Below are 15,535 nucleotides of genomic sequence, written 5' to 3'. Positions count from 1 at the left end.
GATCATGGCTGACAGCGGTGAACAGGTCTCACGGCACGTGACCCGCGTGCGGGAGCTCTTACCGCGATCTGCCTCGATCATCGAGGCGTTCCGTGAAGCCACCAGGAGTGATCACCCGGGCCAGCTCGTCCTCAGCACGGCGACCGAGTTGGCGGCCCAACATGGCCAGCAGTGGCAGGCCGAGGATGTCAGCCGCGCTTGCGGTGTGTCCGCCGAGGCCATCGCCGAGAGCAAGCGGTTCATCGACGACCTTAATGCCAGACGTGTCGCCCTGGTGGAGCGGATCGACGAGTGGGTATCGGCCCAGCTCCGCAGCCGTGCGGATGCGCCCCTGCACACCGAAACCCTTGGCTCGGTCGTCGACCGTCTGGCGATCGCGTGGGTCCGCCTGAACAGCCTGATCAACACCAATAACGCCCGCGATGCCGCCCGCTTGGCTCTGCGACAGCTCGCCGAGCTGGCCGACGCCTATGACGACCTGATCCGCGATGTCGCCACCGGCCAGCGACGGCTCCCGGCATGGCGGCCCCTGAAGACCTACCGGAGCGCATCGTGATCGCAGACGCACACCAGTACCTGTCGGTGTCGCTCAACGGCGTCGACAATGTCGGGAAGACCACGCAACTCGCCTGGCTCCGCCGTGGGATGCCCGACGCCCACCTCGTAGGCACTGTGGATGCCTGGGATTCCCGATGGCGTGAGGTATCTGCGGGTGACTTCGCTCACTGGTGGTTCGTCGACTCCACCACGGCTGAGCACGTCGGCCTGATGCTGGCCAGCCACGTCGCCCGCCGCGCCGCGAGCGGACCCCTGGCTCTGGAAGACCGCGGCTTACCGATGCTCCGGGCGACCTGTGCCGCCACCGCAGCGCTCAAGGATGGACTGTCTCCGACAAAGGCGCTCCGGCTGGTGGATCGTCTCGCGGCCGATCTCCCGGCCGCCGCACCTCGACGCGAAGTCCACGTGCTGATGCGCCGGTCTGGTGACCCCGCGCGGGAAGCGGCCAAGGCGCTGCGGCGTGAGCCGGAAGCGGACGACGAACGATATGCCGCCTATCAGCGCACGCTCGCGGATGTCTTGTCCGTCCAGGTAGAACGCGGGGACTACCAGGCCGTGCTCGACCTCGGCGATGCGGCGATCGTGGATATTCAGCGAAGGCTCCGGAGCCGCTTGGCCGACGCGGGTGTCCACGTGGATCCGCTGCCGAAGGGCGAGCTGGAACGGCTGTGGGTGCTGGGCGGCATGTCCGAGAGCGGCAAGAGCACGGTTGGCGAACTGTTTCGCGACGAGCACGGTGTGACCAGGTTGAAGATTGGCTACCTGTTGGAAGTCGCAGCCATGCGGACCGGAGTCGCGGACCCGTACAAGCGCTGGTCGGAGCGGGAGCAGGCGGAACGGCTGACCGAAGAGATCCTGCGGTTCTCCGAGACGACCAAGGCGCGCACGATCAGTCTGGAAAGTGCGCACCGCTTCGAGGCGACCGCGCACCTGAGACGGGTCTGGGGTGACCGCTGCCAGGTCGTGTACGTCGACGCGGACCAGAGCGTCCGGGCGAGTCGCGCAGCGGAGAGCGAGTCGCGGTTCCTTGGCCGCGATGTGACCAAACGCGAACGCGGAGCGGATCGGATCGCTGAGATCGCCGATCACCTCATCGACAACTCCAGGTCGTTGGGCGCGCTCAAGCTCGCCGTCAGCCGCATCGTCTCGACCGTCGACCTGCCTAGGGCGTCGCTCCACGCGAGTGGTCCGGTGCGCCAGCGCGGATGGTTAGGGCAGGCCACAGATCACGTGTGCGACGAGCAGGTCGCGCTCGTGCTCGCAACCGGCAGCACGGGGACCACGAGTTGGCGGGACGGATGGAGCGATCTTGACCTGCTCGTGGTTCGGGACACCGCGCCCGCCGCATGGCTGCGGGACGTTGCGGGCACCCTTCCGGGGCCCGAGGGCATCAAGGTTGGCCTCAGCGTCTTCACCACCGCCGACATCGACGCGCTGCGGGTTCCACCACGCGTCGTCCAGTCACTGCGCCGCGCCGCCCAAGGGAACGGCGTGCTCTACCGGCGAACGGACTATCTGCTGCCGGTGCCGGCCGCCGCACACGGCGATCGCGCCAGCAGGGGCGGATTGGGACTCGTACTGATGACCACTCGCCGCCTCCTCGCCTCCGAACAGCCGGACGTGCGCGCGGTGCACAAGCACCTGGTGCTGCTTGCCAAGATCCTGCTGCGCGCCGACGGACACGACCTCCACGACGCCGACGAAGTGCTCGCCGCGCTTCGTGAGCTGCACCCTCGTGCCGAATGCGTGCCGCCTGAGCTGTCCGATCTCATCCGTCGCCCGAGCGATCCAGTCCTGCGCGGACGACTCGTCGAGGCGACGGACCAACTGTTGTCTTACCTCGACCGACTCGACCACACCGTAAGGACCAGCACATGACCACCGAAGACCTGCTTGCAGGGTCGAGCATGAGCACCGTCCCCGCCAAGCTTGCCTATCAGGCCCACCGCATCCGCCGCCTCGGCGTGCCCCCTGAGACTCGGGATGTCCGGATCGTCCACGAGTTGGACGGCATCCTCGACCAGGTACACCCCGCGACATTCCTGCGGGCTGGGAGCGTCCTGTGGGAGTCGTGGTCGCACCACCCGGGATTCACGGCCCCGGAGGTATTGCTCGGATTGGACGCGGGCGGCATCCTGCCCACCATCAGCGTCGCACTGGCGAGCGACCTGCCGTACCGCCTAGCCTGGAAGCTCGACCTCGACCTGCCGGACAAGCAGCGCTTCACCGAACCCCATGCCCGGCGCACCGAGGTCTTCACCTACGGCGCCCTCGCGGGCACCCGTGTGCTCATCGTCGATGACGAGGTCACCACCGGGAACACCCTGGCCAACCTGATCACGGTGCTTCGGGACTCTGCCGTCGAGGTGATCGGTGTCGCGTGCCTGGTCGAGGACATCACCGGCAACGCCCGGCCGCTACTGGAATCACTGGGAGTACCGCTGTGCACCCTCACGCGGCTGTGAGCCCGTGGGCGATCAAGCCGGTGACGCTGCAACGCGGTGGACCGGTCATCGTTCCCCGTCAGTACGCGCCCCTGGCCCGCGCGCTGCCCTTCCTGCGCGCGGGCGGGCAACTCCCGTCCTACAGCAGCGCCGCAGGCGTAATCGGCCGGCATGGCTGGTCTGTGGTCCTCGGTGATCGCGGCTTCGGTGATGTCCTGCTCGCGCTCGGACTCGTTCAGGCTCTCGCTGACGGGACCGGTCGTGACGCCGAACTTCATTACCAGGGGCCTCGTCCACGCCTGTTGCAACGCTGCCGACTGGCCTTGAGCACGAGCCACACCGAAGGCCCACATATCGTTCAGACCAGTCACGGCAAGAGATTCACGTTCCACGCGATCCCCGAACGGCCTCAGGCGTGGCTGGACGTTCTGAACGACGAATTCGTCGAGGTCCACGCCGCTCTGCCGATGCGGTACTACCTCGCCGCAGAGCACGCCCTCGGTGTCCGGCTCCCCGCCGACCGCGCGCCGCTTCCGACCTTCACATCGACCGAGCAGGCACGACCGTTCCACGTCGTGTTCGTTTCGACGACCAGTTGGCCAAGCCGAAAGGACTACGGTGCGAGCGGCTTCGCCCGGGTTTCGGCTGTCCTCGCCCAGCGTTTCCCAGCGCCGTGGTCGTTCAGTTTGATCACCAGTAGCGATGCCGAGCCGACGGTGTCCGACGGAATCGAGGTTCTGGACAGGCTGGATGCGGTGGACTGCCTGGACGTGTTCGCGTCAGCCGAGGTCGTGATCGGCAACGACACGGGCCTGACCCATCTGGCCGCGCTCACCGAACGCCCCGACGGAACCGGTCCGCACGTCATCGGGCTCTACGGTCGCCACGCCCACACCAAATGGACTACCGGGACCGCGCGTCACCACGCCATCGCGACCACCTTCTCCCAGATGCTGGCCCTCTCCGACCGTTGCCCAGTGCGCGACCACCTGGACGACGCGCTGTGGTTGCAATCAGCGGGCCTTGCCGATCTCCCAGCGGAGATCATCGCTGAGTTCGCCAGCGACATCGTCGGTTGGTGAGGACTGCTCATGCTGAGGATCACCCACCACCGACGCTTCACGGCGAACCACACCTGGCACGTTGACTGGGCCGGATACCCGCTGTTCGTCAAGGCCAACCCGAACCACGACGAAGCCCGCGTCGAATGCGCTGGACACGCTCGGCTCCGCGAGTTCTACCCAGTGCCAGGGCTGCATAGCGCGCGACGGGTCGCCCGCTGGACAGTGCTCGTCTACGACCGGTGGCCGCACCTCGGGCACGATCACGGCCTGCTACTCGACGAGATCACCCACGCCGACCTCACGGGCGACATGGTGCGGCTCGACACATGCCTGACCCCCGTGTTCCGCCACTACCAGCGCGTCATCGGCAGCACCCTGCGCCTCACGACCAACAGGGAGACGATCAGCAAGCTCTACGGCGACCGCGCCGCTCCCGGTGGCCGCCTCGACCAGTACTACCGACCCAACGCATCGTGGCCGATCACCAATGGAACCCAGAGGGTCCGCCCCGAGGATCTTGCAGACCTGCGACTGGTCGTCAACGGCCGCGAGCACGCCGTTCACTTCGGCGAACTGACGACCAGACTGCGGGACCACTTCGCTCGCCACAACCCGGTCTGGGCCGCCATTACCCAGGGCGACCCCACCGACATCAACATCGGGTGGTCGCCCGCAGGCGGACCGGTGTGGTTCGACTACGACACCGGAGGACTCAACGCGCTGCCCGGCGAGTTCGCATGTTTCCTGCTCTACCAACGTCTCCACGGCGCATGGCTCACCCCGCATTACAACAGGGCGGCATTCGACGATCACCCCTCAGCGCTCACCCCGTCGAGCCTCGCCGAGCCCGTCGTCCAGGTCGAACACAACCGCTCATCGCTGATGATCACCTATCGACACGCGCCCAGCCGAGCCCGCCGACATGTCCTGCGCCGCTACCTCGACGAGATCATCTGGCCCATCGCTCGGCATCTCGGCATCGACGACCTGATGACGTGGATGCGGCCGTACCTGGTGATGCGGCTGCTCGGTGTCTACCACCTCGCCGACCTCGAATCCAGCGACACCGCGCTGTCGCTGGCCCTACTCGCCCAAGCACTGGACCCCGAGACCGCGCTGCCCAGCTTCCTCGCCCTCACACCATCAGATGCGGAGGTCAACTGATCGTGGCCCGTCCCGTCGCCATCGTCACTGGAGCCGGTTCCGGCATCGGCGCGGCCGTCGCCGGGCGCCTCGCCGACCGCTACGACCTCATCCTCACCCACCTCCACGACGACCCGGATCTGCACAACGTGCTCGCCACCGTTGAACAACGCGGCGCTGCCACAGTGGCGGTCACGGGCGATCTCACCGACCGGATGACGATCGACACGCTTGCACACGAAGTCGAGCAAGCCGCCGACCAGCTGGAAGTCCTCGTGTCCAACGCCGGCGCCTATCCACGCATCCCCTGGGCCAGCCTTGATCTGCACACCTTCGGCAAGCAGATCGAGGTCAATCTGGTCACTCACGCGTCGTGTGCTCAGCTCGTCACCCCGTCCCTCACAACCCGTGGCCAGGGCCGCATCATCACCGTGTCCTCGGTGCTCACTCAGCTCGGCAGAGTCGACCTCGCCGCCTACATCGCGGCCAAGAGCGGACTGGAAGGACTCGTGCGCGCCCTGGCCCGAGAACTCGGACCGCACGGCACCACGGTCAACTGCGTTCGCGCGGGCTCCATCGAAGTACCCGCCGAACACGCCGTAGTCCCCGACCATGCCGCGATGATCAGCCGGCAGCTCGACCGCCAGTGTGTCAAGCGCCGTGGTCACCCTGACGACATCGCCGCCGCCGTCGACTTCCTCGCCTCGCGCGACGCGGGATTCATCACCGGCCAATGCCTCACCATCGACGGGGGCTGGTGCATGACATGACCCCCGCCACGCTCTGGATGCGCCACGGCACTTGCGACGACGGGCTTCGCCGCCCCGGCGCCCACGCCCGTCCCGGCAGCCCACTGACCATCGCGGGCACCGTCGAAGCCGAACTGGCCGTGCGCGATCTGCACATACATCACTGGCAACCGGCACTCATCGCGTCCAGCCCGCTGCTCCGCGCTCGCCAGACCGCCAGCATCGTCGCCCGTGCGTGGGACACCCGACTTGCCGGACCGATCAGCGTGTTCACCGAATGGCGAGCCCCACACTGCGTGCTGGGCCTCGCCCCCACCCAGTACCCGACCGAATACATCACCTGGCGGCGACAGCGCACCAACAACCCGGTCAGTGCCCTGCCCGGAGGCGAAAGCCTCCAAGCCTTCGCCGAACGTGCACTCGAAGCCGCAGCCCTCGCCGGTGACCTCGCCACCGAACACAGCCGAGTACTGATCGTATCCCATCGGCTGCTCATCGGCGCCCTCGCCGCTCTGTACCGCGGGTACCGCCACCCCGCCGACATCTTTGGCTACGCCAGCGACTTCCACCTTGCCCCCGCCCAGCTGTGGGAGCCACCGAGGGAGACCCCGTGATCCTTGATGGGCCGACGACCGACCGAATCTTGCCACACGAGTCTGACGACGAGCGAGCCGTCCGCCACCGCCTTGCCGTCCTCCTAACCTGACCGACATCGATACGACGAGTCCCAGCGCCGTCGCACCCGGTTCGCGCTCACCGACGGCCACCACGCCATCTGCGCGACGTGCTCGGCGCGCATGAGCAAGGCGAACACCTCGGGCATATCCAGAGCAGTCTGATGGTCCAGAGCGACGTGTGCGGAACCCTCCCGCACTACCCGAACGGTAACCCGCAGACCGTCATCGCGTTTGCCTACTTCGCCGAGGAATGTCCGCGGCTCAGTCGGCCACGCCCACCTCGACCAGCAGGGCCTCCCGGTTGGCTAGGATGAACTCCTTCAACGCGGTCGGCTTCAAGTCGATCGACACGAGATCGGCTCCCCGAAGATCGACCCGGTCGAGGTCATATGCGCCGCGCGACGGGTCGCTGAACTCCGGGCCACTTCGGGCCGACTCATCCAGGCCGGCCAGCCGAGCCACAAAGAAATGTTGCACAGCTACCCCATCGGCCGATGGAGTGCTGACGAGGAACACCTGCGAGGCATCCGTAGCCTTAGCGCCCAGTTCCTCCTCCAGCTCCCGGTACAGAGCCGCCTCGACTGATGCGTCGATGCCCTCGACACCGCCGCCGGGCACGGTCCAGTACGGCGCCTGTCCCGGCTTCGTTCGCTTGATCAATATCAGCCATCCGAGGTCGTCGATCAAGATCGCCCGGGCCGCACGCCGTCCCACCGCCACCGTCGTCTTGGATTGTTCTGTCACGCTGATGAGCCTACGGCTGACCGCGCAGCCCGATTACTCAGGGCCACGCTATTGTCACTGCGCCACAGCAGGCTCTCACCAGCAGGGCTGGGTCGGTCCGAGGCGCGGTGCTGGCCTTGCGATGAGTCCGTTTGCTCGGGCCGCCCACCGAAGGAACATGGGTGTCAAGACCGCCGCAACCACGTCGCGCGCCTCAGCAGAGAGCTGGGGTCTCGCTTCGCAGCGGGTACGACATCGCAGTGCTGCACAACCGAAATCGGCTAACGCCGGCGATGGCGGCGCGCGTTCAGCGGAAGTTCGCCGGCCTGCTGAACGGCATCACCAGTCACTTCGCCGAGTTGGCCGCGATCAGCCAGCTCCTCCACGGCCACACCTACGGCAACAACGTTGACCTGGCCGAAGCCCTTCGGGCTCGCGCAACGCCTGTGCTCGGCAGGCTGATCTCAAATGGTTAGCGAGATGCGATCTCCGAGAAGTTGACCGTACCGTTCTCCTGACCACCAGCCGTGACCCGTCGCACTGGACCAGTGGCCGGACAGTGATGCGGTGCGTCGTCCCCCAAGAAACGCGGCCGCGGGGAACCCGACTCCGACGTGGTCTGCGTAGCGCCTGCGACGCAGACCCTCGCGGCGCGTCCTGATGAGGTGTTGCTGCTTGCCATTACTCGGGCTAAGCGGGAGGCGGAAGCTTGCCGCAGTCGCAGCGACCTCAGCCAGACCGTAGACGTGGGCGGAGGCACGACGACGAGGAGACGTGGGGGTGCGGCAGGACAACTCGCTGGTCTCCGGAGTCCTCGCAGCACCAACGCCACACGATCGCCACCCGACCGCTCTGGCGATTCAGGCGGATAACGCTGTTGGGTGGGCTGGGCCCGCATTGTCCGCGCTGACCGGATACCACCCGGCCCGCCGGTCGAGTTCCAGTGGCCGAACGAGAGTGACAACAACACGGGAGACGGGCATGGCAGGTAGTGGGAAGTGGTGGGCCGGGGGCGCCGTGGTGCTGGTCGCCGGGGTGGTGGTGGCCTACCTGGCGGTGGCGCTGCCCTCCGGTGAGGCCGGGCAGGCGCATCCCGGTGGCGCGGGTGCGGGCGCGCCCTCGGAGTCGAAGCAGCCGCCGGTCGACCCCCGGTACCCGCCGGTGGAGAACCCGATCGACATGCGGGCGCTCGAGCCCTGCGACCTGCTCCCGCCGGACGCCGCCGAGGAACTCGGGCTGGCCCCGGAGGGGGAGCTGGAACGGCCGACCGGGCCGTTCGAACCGTGCCTGTGGCGCAACCGGGTCACCGCCACCGACGCGGCGGTGTACCGGGACATCGGGCGCACCGGGTTGGGCGAGGTGTACGACCGGCGCGACGCCTACGCCGTGTTCACCCCGATCACGATCGAGGGTTACCCGGCCGTCGCCGCGCAGCACGTCGAGCAGATGGGCAACTGCCAGGTTTTCGTGGGGACCGCCCACGACCAGCAGTTCGTCGTGCAGTCCGACAACGCGCTCTACCTGGAGGACGGCGTGACCGAGGCTGAGGAGTCGGACCCGTGCGCCCGGGCCGCCGACGTCGCCCGCGCCGTCCTCGTGCGGCTGCCCACCGGGGAGTGAGCTGCAGCTACCCGGCCAGTCTCCTGGCTAGGGCCTCGACGATCGCGTCGGTCTGGGCATCGTTGTCCTGGCCAAGCGCCTCGGTGACGGCGGCGGTGATCAGCGGAGCGAGCGCCTTGGCGATCGCCTCCGGGCTGGCCGGTTCGGTCTGCTGGCCGTCCAGCAGGCTGGCCACCGACCGCACCACGCCGTTGATGATGCGCTGTTCCGCGTAACCGATGGCGGTCCGCGCCTTCTCGGTGGTGTTCACCACGGGGTTGCGCACCGTCGAGTCGAGCCCGGCTCGATCGTTCCCCGCAGGGCCCCGGTGTCGTCGACAGCAACGCCGAAGCGGGCCGCGAGTTCGCCGTGGATTGGGCTTCCGGTCTCGTAAATGGGGGTGGTTCCGGTCGGTGCGGCGCACGGGCGACTGCCCGGCGGAGTTGAAGACACCGCCGGAACTCCAAGCCGCAGGGGCTGTCCAGCGATGTGGTTCAAGGTCCGGCGGCTTCCACAGCTATAAAGGTCAGGTGACATCCTCATTTGGCGCTGACGAGCCGGGTCTTGGCGTGGGCAACGCTGACGATGCCGGTGAGGAGTATGCGCATTGGGAGTTCGCTGCGGTGCTCCAGTCGACGGTCGACGAGGTGGATGCGATCGCCAGTCGTGGGGGTTCCGGCTACCACATCCCCACGGGGTTTCACGCTCTCGATGACCTGACGGGGGGCTTGCGCCGTGGGTCGTTGACCGTTGTTGGCGCTCATCCAGGGGTCGGCTCCAGCACTCTGGCCTCGGATTTTATCCGTGGCGCTGCTGTGCGCCACGGTGTCGCCTCGGCGTATCTGACGCTGGATGACACGGCCGAGGCGGTGACCCAGCGGCTGCTGTGCGCCGTGAACAAGATTCGACTGGCGGACATGCGGACCGGGCGTATGACGGACAAGGGTTGGACTCGTTTGGCCAAGGGCGTGTCCGCGATCCACGAGAAGCTCGTCGTGATCACTCGACTTGGCGACCCGGACATCGCCGCCGTTGAAGACGCCGTGGCGTCCCTGACCGCGGCGCAGGACACGCAGCTCGTGATCGTCGACTCGCTCCACATGGTCACCGCTCGACGGGACGTGCTCTACGAGAACCGCGAACGCGAGGTCGCGGAGGTCACGCGACGCTTGAAGCGGCTCGCCCTGGACCACAACATCGCGGTCGTGGCGACGGTCCAGCTTTCGTGCAACTCAGGTCCTCGGCAGCCCGTCATGCCAGCGCCGAGCCTGGCCGATCTGCGAGACTCCGGGACCATCGCTCACGTCGCTGACAACGTGCTGTTGATCCACCGTCCCGACGCATGGGACCGGGACGATCCTCGGGCAGGTGAGGCCGACCTCATCCTCGCCAAGCACCGGCACGGTCCGACCGCTACTTTCCTGCTCGTCCAGCAATTCCTGTACGGCCGATTCATCACCTTGGCCATCTGACGACGTCCGGGACGCTATGAGGGCGCGCGGTCCCGGGGTTGTCTCCGTGCTGGCGCACTACGCTCTGGGCATACCGCTGTTCTCAGACACTGAAGGTCCGGCCCCGGAGTGGGCTGCGGAAGCGACGGTCGGTCAGGTGCTGGGCGAGTTGATCGCGCAGGCGAAGGCCGGCCATGTGGTGTACCTGACCGGCCCGGAGGACGACGCCGTAGCCGTCGCCCCGATCGAGGTTGTTCGTGCCGGGCTCGCCGCGCTGGGCCGCGGTGAGCGAGCGCCGGAGTAGCTAGATCAAGCGGCTGGTGAAGCCCGCGTCGACGAGCCGCTGGTAGGCGGCGTCCACCTGCTCGGGCACGTCCTGCTCGATGGCGAAGCCGAGGCGGGCGTACTCGGTGATGCGCTGGGTGTCGCCGACGAGCATGTTAATGACCCTGTCGACGTCGCCGATGGAGGCGATGTACTCGTCGAGTGGCAGTGGCCGGGACGAGCAGAGGACCTCGACCTCGGGCCACACCTTGCGGCAGGTCGCGTAGGCGCGTCGCTGCTGGTAGGGCCGGGAGATCAGCATGACCGAGGACGGGTGGACACCCGCGTCGGCGAGGACCTGGCGGGTGTTGGTGAGGTTCTGGCTGGTGTTGGTCGCCTCGGTCTCGATGAGGATCGCGTCGGCGGGGACACCGAGTTCGATGGCGTGTTCGCGGTAGTGGACGGCCTCCCCGCGGGGGAAGCGTTCGATGGTGGTGGGGGCGTTGGCGCCGGTGAACACGATCCGCTCGAACAGGCCCTGCTGGTAGAGCTGGGCGGTGTGGATGGCGACGCCGAGGTCGTGGGACCCGAGGCCGATGCCGACATCGCAGCGGCGGGGCTGGTGGCCCATGTGGTGGTAGGCCCACAGGGTTTCGACGTCGGCACGCAGGTTCGCAGCCAGTTCGGTGGTCGCCATAACCGGCAAGGTTACGGGCGGCGCGGGTCGGTGCCGCGCACGCCCATCCGGTGCGCCAGCTCGATGGCCCGGTCTGCGGGCCGGGGGTGGCGGATCATCTCGCGGACCAGCAGCCGGGACAGCCGGTGGTAGCGGACCTGCTCGGGGGCGTAGGTCTTCGCTTCGAGCAGCAGCGCGAGGGCGTCGTCGGCGCGGTTCCAGCGCACGAACGCCCGCGCGGTCTCGATGGCGTGCCGGACGCGCCGCTCGACCGGGAGTGCGCGGGTGTCGACGCGGGGGCCGAGGTCGACGGCGACCTGGACGTCGCCGAGTTCCATCGCGACGGTGACGCGGTGGATGCGGACGCCGCCGTGCTGGTCGGGTTCCGCGACGCCGAGCAGATCACCACCACGCTCACCAGCCTGGACGACCCGCTCCACCCGGACGAGGTCGCCGAGATCACCGCACTGCTCCACCCCGACGCAACCGACGAGAGGACACCCGCCCGTGCAGTACATCGAGGTTGAGAAGAAGTTCGCCCTGCCCGACCCGGCCGCGCTCAAGGCCAAGCTCGAAGCCCTGGGCGCCAAGCCCTCCGAACCGACCCGCCAGGTCGACGCCTACTTCAACGCCCCGCACCGCGACTTCACCGCCCGCGAGGCCATTTCCGAGTGGCTGCGGGTGCGCACCGAGGCACGCGGCTCGTCGGTCAACTTCAAGCGCTGGCACCCGATCGACGAACTGATCAAGACCCACGCCGACGAGTACGAGACCAAGGTCGACGACGTCGAAGCCATCCGCCGCCTGCTCGAAGCCCTCGACTTCACCCCGCTGGTCACCGTCGACAAAACCCGCGAGGAGTGGAAGCTGCCCGACGTCGAGGTCGTGTTCGACCACGTCGTCGACGCCGGCGACTTCGTCGAGTTCGAGTACAAGGCCGACGCCGCCAACGTCGAGGACGCCACCGAGCAGCTGGAGCAGTTCATCGCCTCCCTCGGCGTTCAGCTCGGCGAGCCGATCAACCGCGGCTACCCACACATCCTCCTCGGGCGGGAGCACTGACACAGCCACACCGGCGCACGCCACAGACGCGGGGACCACTCGAACGAGTGGTCCCCGCGTGTTGTCCGAGCTGATCCGGGACTGCCCAACAGGCCAGGCGCGACGATGACCGGCGTGGGTAAGGAAAAACGAGCCAAAGCCAATCGGCAGGCCCGGACGAACGACCACCAGCCCCGCAAGGGCCTTGCGCGCCATGCCGACCTGGAAGACTTTTGGCGGCACGGTGGTCCATCGGAAGATCTTGAGTGGCGAGCCAATCCTCCGAAGTAGGCGTGTCGGACCTCCTGGGAATCAGAGGTGATACAGCTTGTTGAAATCTTCCAGTCTTGGTGGAATCGGTCATATTGCAGCGCTAACAGGATGTGGGTAAGCGACTGCGACCTGGCGGCCGTCGAGCATCCGGCGCCCGCTGCCCTTGTCGTCCCCGCGCACGCGGGGCTGTTCCGATCCTGCGGAGCTCACTCGGCTACTCGACCTGCCGTCCCCGGGTGTGGGGGCTGCTCCGCCAAGGCTTCGCGAGGTTCCAAGCATTCCATCCGTCGCCCGCGAACGGGCGTCTACCGCAGCGCCGGAAATGGCGGTGTCGAGAACGGTACGCCCTAGGCGAACGGTTCGAGGGCAGAAAGGAGGCTGCGGTGCGCCTCCTCGAGTTGGGGGCTGAGCGCGTCAGGTCGATCAGCCGTGCGGACATGTTCAGAGTGGTGATCAGCCCCGAAAAGCGGTATGCAGGGCTGGCGCAGCGGGCTGCAGGTAGTCGCCGATGGCGCAGGCCATCACAGCACCGAGTCCGGCCGAGGTACTGGTGAGCTTGGGGACCACTCCCGCTGGTCGCCGAAGCCGGCGCCTCACCAACGCCACACGATCGCCACCCGACCGCTCTGGCGATTCAGGCGGGTAACGCTGTTGGCTGGGCTCGGGCCCGCGGTCTCCACCCTGACTCGATGCTGCTGGCCCGGACCCGTCCTGTACGGGGCCATGGAGGAGGCGAATACCGCCCGTTCAGCCGGTCGAGTTCCAGTGGCCGAACGGGCGGGTCGACTACGCGGGAGACGGGCATGGCAGGTAGTGGGAAGTGGTGGGCCGGCGGTGCCGTGGTGCTGGTCGCCGGGGTGGTGGTGGCCTACCTGGCGGTGGCGCTGCCCTCCGGTGAGGCCGGACAAGCGCATCCCGGCGGCGCGGGTACGGGCGCGCCCTCGGAGTCGAAGCAGCCGCCGGCCGACCCCCGGTACCCGCCGGTGGAGAACCCGATCGACATGCGGGCGCTCGAGCCCTGCGACCTGCTCCCGCCGGACGCCGCCGAGGAACTCGGGCTGGCCCCGGAGGGCGAACTGGAACGGCCGACCGGGCCGTTCGAACCGTGCCTGTGGCGCAACCGGGTCACCGCCACCGACGCGGCGGTGTACCGGGACATCGGGCGCACCGGGCTGGGCGAGGTGTACGACCGGAAGGACGCCTACGCCGTGTTCACCCCGATCACGATCGAGGGCTACCCGGCCGTCGCCGCGCAGCACGTCGAGCAGACGAGGAACTGCCAGGTCTTCGTGGGGACCGCCCACGACCAGCAGTTCGTCGTGCAGTCCGACAACGCGCGCTACGCGGAGGACGGCGTGACCGAGATCGAAAGGAGGGACCCGTGCGGACGGGCCGCCGACGTCGCCCGCGCCGTCCTGATGCGGCTGCCCACCGGGGACTGATGCCGGTGAAGAAGTGCAGGATGACCAAGCGGCAAGAACGGAACGGCAGATCGATCGAGACGAGGGGGATTTTGAGTACCCGGTAATCCTCGTAGCGCTATCCGTGACGAGGATTCGATGACAGTCGAGGTGTTGTGGGTGGCGGCAGCATTCGCGACCATTCCCCACGGGCCACACAATACGCCTTGACATTTGCGGGCAACGAAGCGTCCATGGATGTGTGCCATTTGGCACCGAATGAACCGACACCGAAGGGACGACGAAACCATGCCTGCCCGCGCTACGCAGCCATCGCCATCCGAACCACCCCCTGACGCTGCCGTCGACGCACCCGCCGACCACGCCGACACCACAATCCGCACCATTCAGGACGATGAGAAAACGGACCCGGTGACGTGGGAGGCGCTTCCCCCAGAAGCCGTCATTCTCACACCGGCAACCGGAACAACGCCTATGCGACAGCCCGAGGACACATGGGCGTTGCTGGTGGTGGCCGTGGACCTCTATGAGGACACCGACGGTGACGTGGCGCTGTTCGCGGGCAGTTGGCTGCCCGAACAGCCGCAGGCGGCATCCGAGGGGGATCTCGTTATCGTGCTCAGCGCTCCAGACGGCGCGTCCCAGCCGGAGGACCAGGTCACGGTGACGATGCTGCTGGCCCACCACAATCGATGGCGGCGGGTTGGCCAGTGGGAGAAGCTGTCCCCGCGCTGGCCTCAGACGGTGGCGGTCACCGCGTCCGCGATCATGAAGCTCCACACCGAGTCGCGTGACGAGGCAGCTGCGCCCCGCTTCGAATAGGAGATCGTCCTTCGTAGGGCTAGGGTGTCAACGGCTGGCACCCTAGCCCTTTTCGCACGCCGCGCGGACTTCAACCTCGTTCGCCTCGTTGCTGCCTGATTGTGACGGTCGTTGCCGGGCAAGCGAATTCGTGGGTGCATACCCGCGCGTTCGCGTGGGGACGGACCACGAGGGAATGGGGTCGAGGGTCGTCGAGATTCAGTGGTCAGGTCACCGGGGCCGCAGCGGGCTGGGTGGTCGCCACCGCCGCCCCGTCAGCAGACGCGGAGCCCCCGGGGCCTGGGGTGGGGGAAGGTCCCGCAGCTCAGCGGCGACCACACCCACCGACCCGCAGCATTGCCAGACCAGCCCGTCGCCGTCACGGACCCGGGTGGCCTCGACCTCCCCGTAGCCCCGGATCACGCACCAGTCCACGAACGGCCCGTCAGGCCAGGCGAACCAGCCGATGAGGGTCCCGGTGTCCCGGGTCAGGCTGGTCCACTGCCATCCCCGGCGGGTCAACGCGTAGATCCCGGCCAGTTCCGGCACCGCCCGCAACGCTTCCCGGGTCGCCGCATCCGTCATATCCGTCCTCCGGCAGGTAGTGGCGGACCGCACCCGCAGGACCGGCTCCCGGCGACACCCTGTCAG

The 15,535-nt window shown here is 67.7% G+C and carries 19 protein-coding genes; 14 read left to right on the top strand and 5 right to left on the bottom strand.

What is annotated here, in order from left to right:
* Positions 1–4: 4 nt before the first annotated feature.
* Genes ACOJVX_RS06920 through ACOJVX_RS06890 form a run of 7 tightly spaced genes read left to right on the top strand, consistent with a single transcriptional unit; the run spans position 5 to position 6,572 of the window.
* Positions 5–556 (top strand): DUF4254 domain-containing protein, encoded by a 552-nt coding sequence (locus tag ACOJVX_RS06920; protein ID WP_418153961.1) that lies wholly within the window; start codon positions 5–7, stop codon positions 554–556.
* Positions 553–2,436, top strand: coding sequence for a hypothetical protein (locus ACOJVX_RS06915; protein WP_418153959.1), 1,884 nt, complete (start codon positions 553–555; stop codon positions 2,434–2,436). The genes ACOJVX_RS06920 and ACOJVX_RS06915 overlap by 4 nt, the downstream gene beginning before the upstream one ends.
* Positions 2,433–3,023, top strand: coding sequence for a phosphoribosyltransferase (locus tag ACOJVX_RS06910; RefSeq protein WP_418153958.1), 591 nt, complete (start codon positions 2,433–2,435; stop codon positions 3,021–3,023). The genes ACOJVX_RS06915 and ACOJVX_RS06910 overlap by 4 nt, the downstream gene beginning before the upstream one ends.
* Positions 3,020–4,084 (top strand): glycosyltransferase family 9 protein, encoded by a 1,065-nt coding sequence (locus ACOJVX_RS06905; protein WP_422647348.1) that lies wholly within the window; start codon positions 3,020–3,022, stop codon positions 4,082–4,084. The genes ACOJVX_RS06910 and ACOJVX_RS06905 overlap by 4 nt, the downstream gene beginning before the upstream one ends.
* Positions 4,085–4,093: 9 nt before the next feature.
* The gene (locus tag ACOJVX_RS06900; protein ID WP_418153956.1) at positions 4,094–5,230 is read left to right on the top strand and encodes a hypothetical protein; all 1,137 of its coding nucleotides are present in this window, start codon (positions 4,094–4,096) and stop codon (positions 5,228–5,230) included.
* A gap of 2 nt (positions 5,231–5,232) precedes the next feature.
* Positions 5,233–5,979: an SDR family NAD(P)-dependent oxidoreductase gene (locus ACOJVX_RS06895; RefSeq protein ID WP_418153955.1), complete on the top strand. Its 747-nt coding sequence runs from the start codon at positions 5,233–5,235 to the stop codon at positions 5,977–5,979.
* Positions 5,976–6,572: a phosphoglycerate mutase family protein gene (locus tag ACOJVX_RS06890; protein WP_418153954.1), complete on the top strand. Its 597-nt coding sequence runs from the start codon at positions 5,976–5,978 to the stop codon at positions 6,570–6,572. The genes ACOJVX_RS06895 and ACOJVX_RS06890 overlap by 4 nt, the downstream gene beginning before the upstream one ends.
* Before the next feature lie 324 nt (positions 6,573–6,896).
* Here the strand turns inward: ACOJVX_RS06890 and ACOJVX_RS06885 are convergent, their stop codons facing one another.
* Positions 6,897–7,379, bottom strand: a complete 483-nt coding sequence (locus tag ACOJVX_RS06885) for an NUDIX domain-containing protein (protein ID WP_418153953.1) — start codon at positions 7,377–7,379, stop codon at positions 6,897–6,899.
* 239 nt (positions 7,380–7,618) lie between these two features.
* Between ACOJVX_RS06885 and ACOJVX_RS06880 the strand changes: the two genes are divergently transcribed.
* Both ACOJVX_RS06880 and ACOJVX_RS06875 read left to right on the top strand, forming a co-directional pair.
* A complete protein-coding gene (locus tag ACOJVX_RS06880; RefSeq protein WP_418153952.1) occupies positions 7,619–7,834 on the top strand; it encodes a hypothetical protein in 216 nt (71 codons plus the stop codon).
* A 505-nt stretch (positions 7,835–8,339) separates the two neighbouring features.
* A complete protein-coding gene (locus tag ACOJVX_RS06875) occupies positions 8,340–8,978 on the top strand; it encodes a DUF3558 domain-containing protein (RefSeq protein ID WP_418153951.1) in 639 nt (212 codons plus the stop codon).
* 7 nt (positions 8,979–8,985) lie between these two features.
* On the opposite strand, the gene ACOJVX_RS06870 is transcribed toward ACOJVX_RS06875, so the two are convergent.
* Positions 8,986–9,231 (bottom strand): hypothetical protein, encoded by a 246-nt coding sequence (locus tag ACOJVX_RS06870; protein ID WP_422647347.1) that lies wholly within the window; start codon positions 9,229–9,231, stop codon positions 8,986–8,988.
* A 295-nt stretch (positions 9,232–9,526) separates the two neighbouring features.
* On the opposite strand from ACOJVX_RS06870, the gene ACOJVX_RS06865 reads away from it, so the two are divergent.
* Positions 9,527–10,429 (top strand): DnaB-like helicase C-terminal domain-containing protein, encoded by a 903-nt coding sequence (locus ACOJVX_RS06865; protein ID WP_418153949.1) that lies wholly within the window; start codon positions 9,527–9,529, stop codon positions 10,427–10,429.
* A gap of 46 nt (positions 10,430–10,475) precedes the next feature.
* Positions 10,476–10,712 (top strand): hypothetical protein, encoded by a 237-nt coding sequence (locus tag ACOJVX_RS06860; protein WP_422647346.1) that lies wholly within the window; start codon positions 10,476–10,478, stop codon positions 10,710–10,712.
* Here ACOJVX_RS06860 and ACOJVX_RS06855 read toward each other — a convergent pair whose 3' ends face one another.
* Positions 10,713–11,369, bottom strand: a complete 657-nt coding sequence (locus tag ACOJVX_RS06855; protein WP_418153948.1) for a YdcF family protein — start codon at positions 11,367–11,369, stop codon at positions 10,713–10,715.
* 11 nt (positions 11,370–11,380) lie between these two features.
* Entirely contained in the window at positions 11,381–11,866 is a 486-nt protein-coding gene (locus ACOJVX_RS06850; RefSeq protein WP_418153947.1) for a hypothetical protein, read from the bottom strand.
* Between ACOJVX_RS06850 and cyaB the strand changes: the two genes are divergently transcribed.
* From cyaB to ACOJVX_RS06835, 3 genes are all read left to right on the top strand, one after another.
* Positions 11,856–12,410, top strand: coding sequence for a class IV adenylate cyclase (gene cyaB / locus ACOJVX_RS06845; RefSeq protein ID WP_418153946.1), 555 nt, complete (start codon positions 11,856–11,858; stop codon positions 12,408–12,410). The genes ACOJVX_RS06850 and cyaB overlap by 11 nt on opposite strands.
* Before the next feature lie 1,055 nt (positions 12,411–13,465).
* A complete protein-coding gene (locus ACOJVX_RS06840; RefSeq protein ID WP_418153944.1) occupies positions 13,466–14,104 on the top strand; it encodes a DUF3558 domain-containing protein in 639 nt (212 codons plus the stop codon).
* 453 nt (positions 14,105–14,557) lie between these two features.
* Positions 14,558–14,905 (top strand): hypothetical protein, encoded by a 348-nt coding sequence (locus tag ACOJVX_RS06835; RefSeq protein WP_422647345.1) that lies wholly within the window; start codon positions 14,558–14,560, stop codon positions 14,903–14,905.
* A gap of 210 nt (positions 14,906–15,115) precedes the next feature.
* On the opposite strand, the gene ACOJVX_RS06830 is transcribed toward ACOJVX_RS06835, so the two are convergent.
* Positions 15,116–15,469, bottom strand: a complete 354-nt coding sequence (locus tag ACOJVX_RS06830; protein WP_422647344.1) for a hypothetical protein — start codon at positions 15,467–15,469, stop codon at positions 15,116–15,118.
* Between the last annotated feature and the right edge of the window lie 66 nt (positions 15,470–15,535).

The sequence above is a fragment of the Actinoalloteichus caeruleus genome (assembly GCF_049311605.1).
GTDB lineage: Bacteria > Actinomycetota > Actinomycetes > Mycobacteriales > Pseudonocardiaceae > Actinoalloteichus_B > Actinoalloteichus_B caeruleus.
This window is presented reverse-complemented; position numbering and strand designations above follow the sequence as displayed.

Bases quoted from the DNA above. Each gene is read 5' to 3' on its own strand.
- ACOJVX_RS06920 (WP_418153961.1), top strand. From the start codon at position 5: ATGGCTGACAGCGGTGAACAGGTCTCACGGCACGTGACCCGCGTGCGG.
- ACOJVX_RS06910 (WP_418153958.1), top strand. From the start codon at position 2,433: ATGACCACCGAAGACCTGCTTGCAGGGTCGAGCATGAGCACCGTCCCC.
- ACOJVX_RS06900 (WP_418153956.1), top strand. From the start codon at position 4,094: ATGCTGAGGATCACCCACCACCGACGCTTCACGGCGAACCACACCTGG.
- ACOJVX_RS06890 (WP_418153954.1), top strand. From the start codon at position 5,976: ATGACCCCCGCCACGCTCTGGATGCGCCACGGCACTTGCGACGACGGG.
- ACOJVX_RS06875 (WP_418153951.1), top strand. From the start codon at position 8,340: ATGGCAGGTAGTGGGAAGTGGTGGGCCGGGGGCGCCGTGGTGCTGGTC.
- ACOJVX_RS06855 (WP_418153948.1), bottom strand. From the start codon at position 11,369: ATGGCGACCACCGAACTGGCTGCGAACCTGCGTGCCGACGTCGAAACC.
- ACOJVX_RS06850 (WP_418153947.1), bottom strand. From the start codon at position 11,866: ATGTACTGCACGGGCGGGTGTCCTCTCGTCGGTTGCGTCGGGGTGGAG.
- ACOJVX_RS06840 (WP_418153944.1), top strand. From the start codon at position 13,466: ATGGCAGGTAGTGGGAAGTGGTGGGCCGGCGGTGCCGTGGTGCTGGTC.
- ACOJVX_RS06835 (WP_422647345.1), top strand. From the start codon at position 14,558: ATGCGACAGCCCGAGGACACATGGGCGTTGCTGGTGGTGGCCGTGGAC.
- ACOJVX_RS06830 (WP_422647344.1), bottom strand. From the start codon at position 15,469: ATGACGGATGCGGCGACCCGGGAAGCGTTGCGGGCGGTGCCGGAACTG.